At 43.2% G+C, this 13,953-nt stretch carries 8 protein-coding genes; 4 read left to right on the top strand and 4 right to left on the bottom strand.

What is annotated here, in order from left to right; genetic code table 11:
* The first annotated feature begins 446 nt into the window (after nucleotides 1–446).
* A complete protein-coding gene (locus RID53_RS25095; protein WP_446390684.1) occupies nucleotides 447–800 on the top strand; it encodes a DUF2358 domain-containing protein in 354 nt (117 codons plus the stop codon).
* A 94-nt stretch (nucleotides 801–894) separates the two neighbouring features.
* On the opposite strand, the gene RID53_RS25090 is transcribed toward RID53_RS25095, so the two are convergent.
* The 3 genes from RID53_RS25090 to RID53_RS25080 form a co-directional block, all read right to left on the bottom strand.
* Nucleotides 895–1,614 carry a PEP-CTERM sorting domain-containing protein gene (locus RID53_RS25090; protein WP_446390683.1) on the bottom strand — a complete coding sequence of 240 codons (720 nt, stop codon included), beginning with the start codon at nucleotides 1,612–1,614 and terminating at the stop codon, nucleotides 895–897.
* Between the two features lie 278 nt (nucleotides 1,615–1,892).
* Nucleotides 1,893–3,218 carry a DnaJ domain-containing protein gene (locus RID53_RS25085; protein WP_446390682.1) on the bottom strand — a complete coding sequence of 442 codons (1,326 nt, stop codon included), beginning with the start codon at nucleotides 3,216–3,218 and terminating at the stop codon, nucleotides 1,893–1,895.
* Nucleotides 3,219–3,455: 237 nt separating this feature from the next.
* Nucleotides 3,456–5,357: a S9 family peptidase gene (locus RID53_RS25080; RefSeq protein ID WP_446390681.1), complete on the bottom strand. Its 1,902-nt coding sequence runs from the start codon at nucleotides 5,355–5,357 to the stop codon at nucleotides 3,456–3,458.
* Between the two features lie 179 nt (nucleotides 5,358–5,536).
* Between RID53_RS25080 and RID53_RS25075 the strand changes: the two genes are divergently transcribed.
* From RID53_RS25075 to RID53_RS25065, 3 genes are all read left to right on the top strand, one after another.
* Nucleotides 5,537–5,689 (top strand): pentapeptide repeat-containing protein, encoded by a 153-nt coding sequence (locus tag RID53_RS25075; protein WP_446390680.1) that lies wholly within the window; start codon nucleotides 5,537–5,539, stop codon nucleotides 5,687–5,689.
* 148 nt (nucleotides 5,690–5,837) lie between these two features.
* On the top strand, nucleotides 5,838–7,253 hold the full coding sequence (locus RID53_RS25070) for an ATP-binding protein (protein ID WP_446390679.1): 1,416 nt from the start codon (nucleotides 5,838–5,840) through the stop codon (nucleotides 7,251–7,253).
* Entirely contained in the window at nucleotides 7,250–13,303 is a 6,054-nt protein-coding gene (locus tag RID53_RS25065; RefSeq protein WP_446390678.1) for a WD40 domain-containing protein, read from the top strand. The genes RID53_RS25070 and RID53_RS25065 overlap by 4 nt, the downstream gene beginning before the upstream one ends.
* Before the next feature lie 77 nt (nucleotides 13,304–13,380).
* Here the strand turns inward: RID53_RS25065 and RID53_RS25060 are convergent, their stop codons facing one another.
* On the bottom strand, nucleotides 13,381–13,836 hold the full coding sequence (locus RID53_RS25060; RefSeq protein WP_446390677.1) for an ABA4-like family protein: 456 nt from the start codon (nucleotides 13,834–13,836) through the stop codon (nucleotides 13,381–13,383).
* Between the last annotated feature and the right edge of the window lie 117 nt (nucleotides 13,837–13,953).

Raw genomic sequence — 13,953 nt, 5'->3', positions numbered from 1 at the left:
TTATAACAACAGACGGGAAAGACGCGATCGCAAACTTTGGAAGGGCGGGTTTTGTACGAAAGTTATCGGTTATGTTTTAATAGGTTAGTCCCTAAACCCGCCCCTACAGATTGGGTTTTACGATAACGCGATCGCATGTTTTCATCTGTTACATCTCAATTCTCACCATCGGCTGTGGGAAGGCAGTTATAGTTCCCCTTCTCCCTCGATGGGAGAAGGGGTTAGGGGATGAGGGTGAAATGGTTCGATGCGTGTGAGTACATAGCCTAAAGGCTTACTATCAGAAGTCGAAACCCAACCTACAATAATCCTGCGGGCAAAACTGACATGCTCCCCCCAAACTTTTATCCAATCTCAGTCTTAGGAGGGTGTTTCAACAAATTGGATAGCGCTACTATTTCTTCTATAGACAATAATTGCTACTGTTGACGCACCAAGGAATTGTTATGCCAATATCAGAGCGTCAGACCGCTAGAGAAACTGACTATCAAGCGCAAATTCAGCAGAATATTGAGAGAATTAAGCGAGACTTGCCACCGCTATTTGAACGCGATATTTCTTATGATATTTATACTGAAGATATTTGCTTTACCGATCCGATTAATACCTTTCACGGTAAATTGAGTTACCGCATCGTTTATTGGTCACTGCGATTTCATGCCCAGTTGTTCTTTACAAAAATAGCCCTAGATCTACATGATGTCAGCCAGACTGAGATTGAAATCGCTGCTACACAAACAAAGTCCGCCTGCGCGGACTGGTTTATAACAGGGGTAACTAACCCGGATTTATGGCGATAGAATCACCGAAAATGTACCATTGCTCCCCCAGCTCCCTCTGCTTCCCCTGCTTCCCCTGCTCTCTAACCCCACTACAAGACTTATTCAGCAGCCCCTACTTAGCAGATTGGCGTTTACGGGAAGCTATACCGAAACCCGCAAGTGCGATTAAACCCATAATAGACGCAGGTTCAGGGACAGACTGAGGGGGATTGATTTGATCTCCTGTGACCAAAATGTTATCAAATGACAACAACTCTGTGGATGCCGTCGTGTTTAGCTGCACTTTCACTTGTAATGTACTACCATCACCGATCGCTTGATTCACCGTTTGATTCGTGAAAAACCCAGTCTGGGTAATTAAGTCAGCCGCTAAAAATTCAACATCATCTAGTAAATAGGAGACAATAAAGTAATCTTTGTGACCAATCGGGCTATTTTCCTCGTGTTCAAAACTGACATCACTGGCGAAAGCATCCAACGATAACGCCAGATTACTAAATCCAGAAATATCGATTTTTGGACTCAGCCACGCTGGAAATAAGGGATTAAGATTACCCCCAGAACATCTTACATTCGGACAACCCGCGTTTGTATCACGAGCGGTGAAGGCTTCAGCCTCGACTCTGAAGTAATCGTTGGAGTCAAAGAGAGCCGCATCATGCAACTCAATCGACCAATCTACGCCAACTACGTCTGTAGCCGCTCCGCCTGTTGCTCCTTTACCGTTTTCACCAGAGAAGTCTTCCGCATACAAGGTAAGGGCTTGTGCATTCTCAGAAACAAAGATTAAACCTAAGACTACACTTAAACTTGCCAATAAGGTTTTTTTCATAGCTTTTTAAGCATACTGATAACTATACTGTTATCTAGCGTAGAGTGATTACGGTTGGCAAAGCAAGCGGATTAACTTAACTTCATTAGCTTTTCATATAACCTCAACTAAACTATAAGGAAAGTATTACTTGAAATTATGCCCCAAATGTCCGGATTGAGTTAGTTTGGCGATAATATCTAGAATTGTTTCCAGGATTTCCTATTTTATTTAGGGAGTTGGTAAGTTTACACAAACTTAATGAACTATCGGCTTGGTACAGTGTCTCGATTGCATCCTCAAAAAGACGCCGTTCCCAGCATCGCCATAAACGCCCAATAGGAAATCCAGCCACTGACTAAAACCATCACCGGAACCAATAACGCGGCTGTCTTTTCCGAGAAATTGGCGATCTGTGTGCAACCACTATACAGCGTCAGAATCGTGTAGCAGCTAGTGAATACGGTGATCATCACCATGAGTTGACTCGGCAAATTGGACGAAATCCCATTAGCGATCGCTAAAATAGTTAATGGCATCAGTGTCGCCCCAGCCAGAAAACTATCCCCCGCCAAACTACTAGGATGACGCCGAATTAATCGGGCGATCGCACTCATCGCGGCTAGAATGATAAATGGCATCATACCCACGCCGATTAATGGAACCAGGGAAATAGAAACCATATCCCGCCACCCTGCATAAACACCCCAGACAAAACAAGCATCAAAAATCGCCGCCAATAGGAATCCTACCCCCCTAGCTCGTTGAGCATCGAGACGGGCAAAACTGGGTAAGAGTCCCCCCATGGGATTGAGTAAAAAGGACTTGATTGTAAATAGCGTGTCCCCCAATAACCCTTTGAGATAACGGATAGGATTTCGTTTCCGGGAAACTCCCCCTTTTCCGGGTGTTTGTTGCAGAGTTCGCAACGTTTCCTGAACTAACCGATATCCTGTTTTATCTCCTTGTTCACGTAATAATTGTGCCGCTTGGTGAAAATCCGCGATCGCGCTTTCAAATTCTTGCAAATCTTTATGGGCTAAACCGCGCTGATAGTAAGCCTGAGCGTGAGTAGGATGATAGGCGATCGCTTGAGTATAGGCATCAATCGCCGCCTGACTATATCCTAGTCGATAACGCGCTCTCCCTTGGTAATAATAAGCTGGGGCAAACTGAGAATTAATCCTTAATGCCTGATTACAATCTTGTAGTGTTTTCCTCGCATTTCCTAGTTTATAATACGCTGCGCCCCGTTCCACGTAGGCGTCTACAAAGTTAGGATTTAGGGAAATCGCTTGATTACAATCCTTAACCGCCCCCTGATAATTTTTAGCCAATGCTTTACTAACCGCCCGTACATAGAAATCTTGAGCCGTCATTGACTCCGTTTTAGGCGGATTAGGCTGAGGTTGAACCTCTTGGTTATACTGACGCCGCTTTACTTCATCTGACAGCACCTGATACGCCTCACAAATTGCTCTAAATCGCTCTGTGGCGTCTGGATTATCAGGATGCAAATCTGGATGGTATTGACGCACGAGGCGACGATAAGCCTGTTTAATCTCCTGTTGGGTTGCGCCAGGAGAAATCTCCAGAATTTGATAGTAATTATGAGAATCCTGCATCTGATTTTGTAGAGACGTACCATGGCACGTCTGTCATAAAATGGCGTATTTAATGGGTAATTTGACTACTGATATCGTTTCCAGTTATTTATCCAATTCTATAAAATGTTCATTCACATCAACCAACTTCCTCTGCGCCCTCTGCGTAAACCTCTGCGCTCCTCTGCGTTAAAACAACATAATTTCGTAACCAATTATACGGAAAAGGGCGCAAACCTTGCGCCCCTACATTTCAATTTAACTCACCACCCCCGAATGACCCTTGATTTCACCAATCGGTTCAAAGCGTCCCTCTAAATATTTACTGAGAAACTCTTCGGCGATCGCGAAAAAGTGAAGCCGATTCGCTGGACGAGCAAATCCATGTCCTTCGTCTGTGTAAAGGGCGTATTCAACGGGTTTATCTGCCTTTCGCATCGCTTCAACAATTTGTTCACTTTCGGCTTGTTTTACCCGTGGATCATTTGCCCCTTGACCAATCAATAATGGCTTCTGAATCCGGTCAATAAAAAACAAAGGCGATCGCGCTTTGAGAAACTCCTCCTCTGTATCCAAATCGCCCAATCGATGGGCAAATACGGCTTTCATGGGTGCCCAGTAGGGAGGAATACTTTGCATCAACGTCACTAAGTTACTCGGACCAACAATATCCACACCCGCCGCAAATACTTCTGGGGTAAACGCTAATCCGACTAATGTGGCATATCCACCATACGATCCGCCCATAATTGCCACCTTATTCCGATCCGCAATCCCTTGGTCTACAATCCAATTGACGGCATCAATTAAATCATCATGCATCTTTGCCGCCCATTCACGATTTCCGGCATTTAGGAACGCTTTCCCGTAACCTGTAGATCCTCGGAAATTGACTTGCAGCACGGCATAACCTCGGTTAGCCAACCATTGTACTGTTGGACTATACCCCCACGTATCTCGCGCCCAAGGTCCACCGTGAACTAAAAGCACCGTGGGTAAATTTTTTGCCTCAATTCCAACAGGCGTGGTGAGATAGCCGTGAATCGTTAAACCATCCCGTGCTTGGTAAGAAATGGGTTGCATTGATGCGAGTTGCAACGTTTCCAATTCGGGTTGATTGCTAAATAACAAGGAGTGGGTTTTAGCCTCACGGTTATACACATAGTAATAAACCGGACCATCATCCGTGGCGTAGCCAACCAACCAGGTATCATCCGCTAACGTGCGATTGGTGATGGCAAATTCACCGTCTCGGATTTGCGCGATCGCATTAAAATCATCAGCAATACTGTCATCGAGAATTTGCCATTCCACTTTATCCTTATAAAAGGACACCGCCTGAATCCGGCGCTGAGTTGGATGAATGACCACACCACCGATATCATACTGCTCATCAGCCGCCATAACGGTTTCTTGGCGGGAGGCTAAATCTAAAGCAATTAACCGTTGGGCATTGGCATCGTGCGATCCACTAATATATAGGGTTTTGCCATCCTGAGAAAAGGTTACGGCTGATCCTTCATCATCGGGTCCCCAGTGGCGTAATAATTCCCAAGATTTATCAGGCGTCTGGCGAAATAACAGATCGGAACCCCCATCTGGCGTGGCTGCGATCGCCCCCCGAATCTGGAATTGAGCATCAGCCACCCAACTGACGATATTACCAGGGTTATCGGTCTCAAACTCCACTGCCCCATTATTTAGATTAACCCGATACACATCAAATTTTTGGCGATCGTTGAGATTCATTCCCACCAAGACTTGATCCGGAAACTCTGGATCAAGGTCAATCGGTTGGGCTTTCACGCCTTGGAAGGGGGTTAAATCGCGCACTAACTTGGATTGGACATTCACCAAGTAGAGGTGAAAGTTTTCGTCGCCGTCTGAGTCTTGCAGATAAATAAGCTGGTTAGGATTGTATGTCCAGACATAAAGGCGAATCCCCCGCTTTTGATCCGCCGTTAGCTGCTGATCATCATCTTCTCCTACGGTTCGCAACCAGACTTGCAACACATTTTTCTCATCCGGGGCGATATAAGCCAAATACTTACCATCGGGCGATAGCTGGGGGCGGGTGCGATCGGGGTTTCCGAATAGAGTTTCGCGGGGAATTAAGGGAGGTAGTGCTTGGGATACTGGAGAAGTCGTTGCCATTGCCATTGTAGTTTACGGATTCAATTGCTGTGATTGTCTTAGAGACACTGTAACGAATCTGGCGTGTTAGAAGCTACTCAGGGGTAAGTAGGTGGGGATTGTCATTTGTCATTTGTCATTCGTCATTCGTCATTTGTAAGGATTTGAGGTTTGTTAATACAACAGCCAACCTTAAAGCAACTGACTTGACAGGAGCTATCCTGAAAAACGCTAACTTGAATGGTGCTACTCTGGAAGCAGTTATCCTCGAAAATGTAAATGCTCAGGGAGCCGACTTTCGGAATACTAACTTTAGTGAAGACAGCGCAACAACAAACTTAATTTTATTTCCGCCTTAAAACTGGATGGGCTAGCCTAATAATGAACAGCGCCATGCTATGCTATGCTTTGTCGCTAGGTAAAGAAAAGTTAAAAATTCGCCCTAGTCTGGTGTGAGAACAGTTATGGTTCAATTAGTTCTCGAACGGAAATTGAGTGGCTCTGGGCATGACACTGGATTTGTTGCAATTCTATGAATTACTTGATCCGACCAAACCGTTGGCGGTGGAGAATCCAGAGGAGAAGCAATACTACATTGACTTTTCTCCCGTCAGAGGCAGCAATATTATTAAGGACTTAAGGGATAAAATTACGTTTTTCTCCCGGGGAAAGCCGACGTGTCAGCTATTTACCGGACATATTGGCTGCGGGAAGTCTACGGAGTTGTTGGGACTCAAAGCCGAATTAGAACAGGCGGGTTACCATCTGGTGTATTTTGAGTCGAGTCAGTATCTGGAAATGGGGGATGTGGATGTTACCGATATTCTCCTAGCGATCGCACGTCGGGTGAGTGAGAGTCTCAATCGGATAGAAATTGCTGAACCGAAGGGATTGAAGGCGATTCTCCGAGGTGCGGCGAAGCTGTTGCAGACAGAACTGGAACTGTCGGCTCAAGCCTCGGTTCCCGGTATTGGCAAAATTGAGGCGAACACCGAGGGAGAGTTTTCGGCAGATGTGGGGATTCCAGGGATTGGTCAAGTCACGGCGAGTGACAAAGAAGGCGTGTCCCTGGTAGCACTGGGGATTGGTAAAATCACAGCGAAAGCCAAAGATAGTCCAGACTTGCGGAATAAGTTACGGGAATATCTAGAACCGCGCACCAAGGGAATTATTGACGCGATTAATCAAGAACTACTGATACCCGCCCAAGACAGCCTAAAACAACAGGGAAAAAAAGGTCTTGTGGTGCTTGTAGATAATTTGGATCGGGTTGAGACAGTGAAAAAACCCTGGGGACGAACTCAACCGGAATACTTGTTTGTGGATCGAGCCGAACAGTTACGCCAACTGAATTGCCACGTTGTTTATACCATACCCTTAGGCTTAATTTTCTCCAATGACTATGGTAGATTAACCGAACGATTTGGGGTTGATCCGAAAGTATTACCTATGGTTCCAGTGCGATCGCGCGATGGCGGTGTCTGTGAACAAGGGATGATGCTATTACGGCAAATGGTTCTGGTAAGGGCATTTCCAGAGGTTGAAACTCAGCAGCGATTAACCTTAATTTCCAAGATTTTTGACCAACCCGAAACCTTAGATCGATTATGCTATGTCAGTGGGGGTCATGTGCGGGAATTGCTGAGACTGCTGAATGAGTGGATTGAACAAGAACGACAAATTCCCCTCTCCCGTGAAGGCTTAGAAAATGCGATTAGAAGTCGTCGCAATCAGATGAAATTAGCGATTGATGATCGGGAGTGGAACCTGCTGCGTCAAGTGCAACAGCGCAAACAAGTGAGTGGGGATGAGGGCTACCAACTCCTGATCCGTAGTCGCTTTGTCTATGAATATCGAGATCAGCAAGGGTCTTGGTTTGATATTAATCCAATTTTATTGCAAGCGCCGGAGTTTCAGGGATGAGTGAACATGAGGTAAACCAGAATAACGCCAATTCCTTAGCGGCTTTAGTTTGGGCAATTCGAGCCTCTCAAGGCAAATTTTCCCTAATTTTGGCACGGTGTAACTCTACCACCGTGCGATCGCAGATAGTGCAGCAGTTGCGAGACAGTTCCCCGGTTGAATGGCGGGAAGTGGTTTTAGATCAATCAGTGAAGCGATTATTTGCCACCCTTAAAGCTCAATTGGGGGATGAACAGCCATCGGCTTTAATGGTATTTGGCTTGGAAGCTTTACCCAATTTAGGTTCTGTACTCACGGCGGCTAACCAGGTGCGAGAAGAGTTTCGCAAACAGTTCTCGTTTCCGATTGTATGGTGGGTGACTGATGACGTTTTGCGTCAGTTGATGCAGTTAGCGCCAGATTTGGAAAGTTGGACAAAAACCATTCGTTTTTCCAGTAGTCCAGAACAGTTAATTCAGTTAATTCAGCAAACGGCGGATCAGATTTTTAGCCAAGTCTTAGAGACAGGTGCAGGTAAATTCTTAAGTAATGTGGCGCTAAATTTAGGGAAAGGATCTCCCCTTCGTGCTGAACTTAAATCTGCCTACCAAGAACTACAACATCAGGGAATCACATTCACCCCAGAACTAGAAGCTAGTTGGCAATTTATTTTAGGTCGAATAGCCGATGGTGTGTCTGACGAGTCACAGCAACACTATGAGCAAAGTTTAGCACTGTGGCAGCACTGTTTGCCGGGGGATTTAGATGATCCAGAGTCAGAAAAACAGACCACGGTTTCCCCCGACGTCTCCTCTCGAAATCAATACATTAACCAGCGTCTCGGATGCGTTCTGTACAGCCTAGGAATCGGTTGGCGCACCTATGCAGTTAGACATCGGGCTGAGTATGAAATGGCGTGCGATCGCGCTAAGGGGTATTTTCAACAATGTGTGGCAGTATTTGAGCAATGTCAACAGCCAGAATTAGTGACTAAATTTATTAATGCTGTAGGCGAAATTCTCCAACGGTTAAAACAGTGGGATGAGTTAGCTGCCTTAGCTGAAAAGGCGTTGGAACTGCATCAAACTCACTCTGAACCCTTTAGACTAGCGCGGGTGTATGGCTTTTTGGCGGAAGTCGCCTTGGCTAAATCTGATTGGAGTGAGGCGCAAACCTTGGCTCAAAACGCTCTCACCTTAGTCCAATCCTATCTGGAATCGAGTTCCGATTCCCCCTCTACAGGAGATGTAGACTGGGTGCGTTTTTATGATCAAGGGTGGTATCATTTCGCCTTAGCGAGAGCGCAACGAGGTTTAGGTCAAAATGCTGAGGCGATCGACCAGCTTGAAACTGCTAGGAAACAAACCCAACCTCACTATGAACCGGAACTGTATATTCAAATTTTACAAGCATTACGAGACACTTACTTCCAGCACGGTCAGTATTTAAAGGCTTTTGAAATTAAGCAAAAACAGCGGGAAATTGAACAACGCTATGGCTTTCGAGCCTTTATTGGTGCAGGTCGGTTACAACCCAAACAAGAAGCCATCAGTTCAAGTTTGCTACCTGGTGAAACGAAAGAAACAATCACTCAAGAAATAGCCGCCTCTGGGAGACAACAAGATGTCCAACGTTTATTGGAACGCCTCGGACGCATTGATCACAAACTGACGGTTATTTATGGGCAATCTGGGGTGGGCAAAAGCTCAATTGTCCAAGCTGGCTTAATTCCTGTGTTACAAGGGGAAGCGATCGGTATTCGCGATATTTTACCTGTTTTGCTCCAAGTCTATACTGATTGGCGTCAGGAATTGGGTCAATGTTTGGCTGAATCTCTTAAAGCGGTTAAAGCTATTCGTTTGACCGAACCGCTAGATACAACAGCCGTGATTGAAGAATTGAACAAGAATGCTGATCGAAATCTACTAACGGTTTTAATCTTTGATCAATTTGAAGAGTTTTTCTTTATCTATAAAGACACTCAGCAACGGTTGCCGTTTTATGAATTTCTGCGAGACTGTTTAGATATTCCTTATGTCAAGGTTATTTTATCGTTGCGTGAGGACTATCTCCATTACTTGTTAGAGTTTAATCGACTGACAATGTTGGAAGTGATCAACAATAATATTCTCGATAAGTTAATTATTTACTACTTGGGCAATTTTTCTCCAGCAGATACTAAATCAGTAATTCAAAGTTTAACCGCTCAAAGTCAGTTTTTCTTAGAGGAAGCCCTGATCGATGAATTGGTGAGTGATTTAGCGGGACATTTAGGAGAAGTCCGTCCCATCGAGTTACAGGTTGTGGGATCGCAGTTACAAACCGAGAAAATTACCACTCTAAAACAGTATCGTGAAAAGGGTCCCAAGGAAGTACTGGTGGGACGATTTTTAGAAGAAGTGGTTAAAGATTGTGGTTCTGAAAACGAGCAGATTGCCAAATTAGTATTATATTTATTAACCGATGAGAATAATACTCGTCCCCTGAAAACCCGTGCTGATTTAGAATTAGAGCTTGACGTTAAACTAGAAACCCTGACCCTAGTGTTAGATGTCTTGGTGAAATCAGGATTAGTGTTGAGAGTACCCGCTTCTCCGGCTGACCGCTATCAACTGGTTCATGATTATTTAGTCCCATTTGTTCGTCAGCAACAATCAGCGCGATTAGTTGCCGAATTGGAGAAAGAAAGAGAACAAAGAAAGTTAACTGAAGCCAAGCTAAATCAGGTTCTCAAACAGCAACTTCGAGCAGCACGCCGAGCAACTTTAACTCTAGCTGGACTCCTAGCAGTAATTGGGGGAGTTGCCCTAACCGCTACAGTTGTTGGTATCAATCTGTACTTGACAAATCTTACGTCTGTCTCAACTCAGAAAGAAGAACTTGATCGAGTTGTATCTGCGCTAAAAGCAGGGAAGATGCTAAAACAACCCTTGTTATCCATGGCAACAATACCAGGTACAAGACTCAGAGTTTTGGCAGAACTGAATCAGGCGCTAAATGGAGTAACAGAAAGTAATCGACTAGAAGGACACGAAGGGACTGTTACGCATATTAGCTTTAGTCCTAAAGGCGACATAATCGCTACAGCCAGTGAGGATAAAACAGTAAGACTCTGGAATCTTGATGGTAGTTCCATTGGAATTTTGAAAGGACACACGAATGCTGTTAATAGCACAATGTTTAGTCCCAATGGCAAACGGTTAGCTTCTGTTAGTCAAGACGGAATGGTAAAACTCTGGGATATAAATGGCAACCTAATCAAGGATTGGAACGCTCATCAAGATGGTGTTACAACTGTTGCGTTTAGTCCCAACGGCAAACTGTTAGCCACGGCTGGTGGAGATAAAACTGTAAAAATTTGGAACCGTGATGGAAAACCAAAAGCAATTATTGAGATTGGTGATGTAACAACATTGCGTTTTATTCCTGACAGCACTATCTTGGCTATGGGTAGTCAATATGACACAGTTAAATTTTGGAATATTAATGGCAAACTTATAGGCGAAATCGATAACTATGGTGCTATGAGTATGCAATTTAACTCTGATAAAAGTACTATTGATATAGTCAATAAAGATGGTTCAACAAAACAATGGCATATTAATATTTTCAATGGCATAAATGAAAATTTTTTGGTAAAGAGTACCAATAGTTGTGATACAGAAAAAATAAGTAATATCAGTGTCAATTATTATAGCAATTTGGCGGCATATAGTCTAGACAATATTTACTATAAAGATAGAGTTGTTTTGGCAAAAAAAGACTCTATAGGTTGTTATTATATAGAGGAATTAAATCACAACGATGCTATTACTTCTCTGAGTCTGAGTCCGAATGGGAAATTGTTAGCATCAGCCAGTCAAGATAATACTATCAAAATTTGGCGTTTTGAAAAAACTTCAAACGGATCTAATACTGAGAATAGTCGCACCATCAAATTAGCACATAGTAGGAATGGTATAGCTGTTGCAAAAGGTCGTGCTGACAATACAGTGCAGCTATGGCAAAAAAATAGTAATTCTCCTAAAATAATCCAAGCAGATAGTTCGATTTTAAGTTTTAGTCCTACTGGACAGACTCTAGCAACTGCCAGTGCTGACGATATTGTCACAATTTGGGCTATTGAAGGCCAGAAAATGCGTTTACCAAAATCTATTTTTAATATTAAATATATTGAGATCAGTCCTGATAGCCAGCGAATTGCTACCGTCAGTGGAAATAATACAGTACAGATTTGGAATCGTGAGGGTATCCTTATCCAAACATTGTCTGGACACAGAGCTAACATTGAAAGTGTCAAATTTAGTCCAAATGGTAAGGTTATTGCTACTATTGAAGCCAATGATGTAGTACAACTTTGGCATAGAGATGGTAAACCTATTATCACTCTTCCAGGGAGAAGCGTAATTTTTAGTCCTGATGGTCAGTTTGTTGCCTCACTTGGTGAGGATAACCTCATTCATATTTGGCGTCAGAACAGCAAAGTTATTAAAACCTTAATTGGACATACCGATAGAGTCACAAGTGTTAAGTTTAGTCCAAATGGTAAGATTATAGCTTCTGTAAGTGATGGTGGAAATAGACCAGCAAATAGCGAAATTAAGCTTTGGCACAGCTACAATGGTTCTGAGATTAAAACTATTGCTAATTATGGCATTGGAAGCTTGATATTTAGTCCTAACGGTAATATTTTTGCGTCTATCAATGCTGACAACACAGTTAAATTATGGAATATTAAAGGGGATTTGTTGGGGACTATTAAAGGGCATAACGCTTCAATTTATGATTTAAAATTTAGCCGTAATGGCGAGAAAATTGCAACAGCAAGTGAGGACAATACAGTAAGGCTTTGGAATGGCAAAAACGGTAGTCAAATCAAAACCCTCCGAGGACATAGTGATGTTGTTTATAGCGTCAGTTTTAGCCCAGATAGTGAAATTATTGCCTCAGCTAGTAAAGACAAAACAGTAAAAATATGGAATAGCAGTTACGGCACTAATATAAATACGTTGACAGTTCCAAGTGATGAGGGTAACACAGATGGTTTGTTATTTCACCGGGTTAGTTTCAGTAATAACGGCAAGATGATTACCTCTGTTAGTGGTACTAGAAGTTGGTCTAGTAAAAAAGTTAAATCTAAATACACAGTACGATTTTGGCGTCGTGATGGCGAACATATCAAAACTCTCTTCGGACAGAGTGATAACAGCTTAATAAAGCTCGACAATGGGATCATTGATTTGAATCTTATTAGTTTCAGTGAAGATAGTGAAACAGTTGCTCTTGCTCGTCAAGAGCATAATATCAATCTCTGGGACATAAACCGTAATTTACAATCAACCCTCAAAGGTCACTCAAGCTGGATCAACAGTATAAGCTTCAGTGATGATGGAAAGAAAATCGCTTCTGCTAGTGATGATAAAACGGTGAAACTTTGGAACCTTGACGGAGATGCAAGTTCTCCACAAACTATTGGTAAGCATGAGGGTAAAGTCAACAGTGTAAGCTTTAGTAAAGATGGGAATACAATTGCCTCTGCTAGTGATGATAAAACGGTGAAAATATGGAATATTGACGGGAGCATATTCAAAGACATTGATCAACATAATGAACAAATGACAAGTGTCAGGTTCAGCCCCAATGGTAAAACCCTTGCTTATGCCAACGAAAATGGTGCTGTCAGGCTGTGGAGAAGCAGTACAGACAAATCGATAGATTTATTGAAACCAGACGATAGTATAAGTAATATTGATGCTCTAAATTTTAGCAAAGACGGTAAAATGTTAGCCCTAGGTGGCAGTCAGATGGGTAAGGCGCAGCTATATATTCTTAACGGGATGTGGTTAAAACTAACTGAACTTTACAACATGACTGAATTTTCGGATGTGAGTTTTAGCCCTAGCCCCCAGTCTATTACCGTTTCCGGCAATGATGGTATGTTGGTTTTGAGTCCGAGTTTAGATGAGCTGTTAGAGCAAGGTTGTGATTGGGCAAGAGATTATCTCAAGAATAACTCCAAAGTACCAGAGAGCGATCGCACCCTCTGTGATGGTATTGGTACTCCAGAGTAATTTAACTTAGAGATGTTTCCCAAGAAGTTCTCTACTGTTTTAGGATTCCACCCTAGACTTCCCGTGGAAAGCCCGATCTATGTTGATGCAGTTGTTGATTCTGTTGGTGAACTTGCCGAGAATTTCTGGGTAATCCAAACTGTCAAAATGTGAGATAATAATCCAATCGGTCCAGCAAATAAACAGAGAACCAGGGAGTGAATTGTCCACACCCCAGTCCGTTGTCCTTCCCAATAAATCCATCGCCCTACAAACAAATCCAAGACCAAAAAATGAGTCCATCCAGCGGCGGCGATGATTTCATCTCCAAAGAAGCGGGCAATATCAGCGAGTTGAGGATTGGATAAGGCTTGAGCCGATTCCGGTGTAATACTGTTGGCGAAGAAGTAAATGTATAACCCGGCTAAGGCGACAAATGGTAAATAAGATTCCATCACTTTTCGACTTATCCCCCAGTTCGGTAGCAGAATCATGAGTAACCAGAAGGGTAAAACGAACAGATTCGCGATGGTAAAAAGTAAACTGGGTGTCATGGCGTTAAAACAAAAGAGACTTTATAAATAATACGTTATAAACAGGAGAGTGGGTAACTTTATGTTACGATTTTAATCGGCATAAGTGACATATTATTTCGTTTGGAGCCAGCAGAG

The organism is Coleofasciculus sp. B1-GNL1-01, assembly GCF_040220235.1.
Taxonomy (GTDB): domain Bacteria; phylum Cyanobacteriota; class Cyanobacteriia; order Cyanobacteriales; family Coleofasciculaceae; genus Coleofasciculus.
The sequence above is the reverse complement of the archived record's forward strand: the minus strand, read 5'-3'. Positions and strand labels throughout refer to the sequence as shown.

Bases quoted from the DNA above. Each gene is read 5' to 3' on its own strand.
- RID53_RS25090 (WP_446390683.1), bottom strand. From the start codon at position 1,614: ATGAAAAAAACCTTATTGGCAAGTTTAAGTGTAGTCTTAGGTTTAATC.
- RID53_RS25065 (WP_446390678.1), top strand. From the start codon at position 7,250: ATGAGTGAACATGAGGTAAACCAGAATAACGCCAATTCCTTAGCGGCT.
- RID53_RS25070 (WP_446390679.1), top strand. From the start codon at position 5,838: ATGACACTGGATTTGTTGCAATTCTATGAATTACTTGATCCGACCAAA.
- RID53_RS25060 (WP_446390677.1), bottom strand. From the start codon at position 13,836: ATGACACCCAGTTTACTTTTTACCATCGCGAATCTGTTCGTTTTACCC.
- RID53_RS25085 (WP_446390682.1), bottom strand. From the start codon at position 3,218: ATGCAGGATTCTCATAATTACTATCAAATTCTGGAGATTTCTCCTGGC.
- RID53_RS25080 (WP_446390681.1), bottom strand. From the start codon at position 5,357: ATGGCAATGGCAACGACTTCTCCAGTATCCCAAGCACTACCTCCCTTA.
- RID53_RS25095 (WP_446390684.1), top strand. From the start codon at position 447: ATGCCAATATCAGAGCGTCAGACCGCTAGAGAAACTGACTATCAAGCG.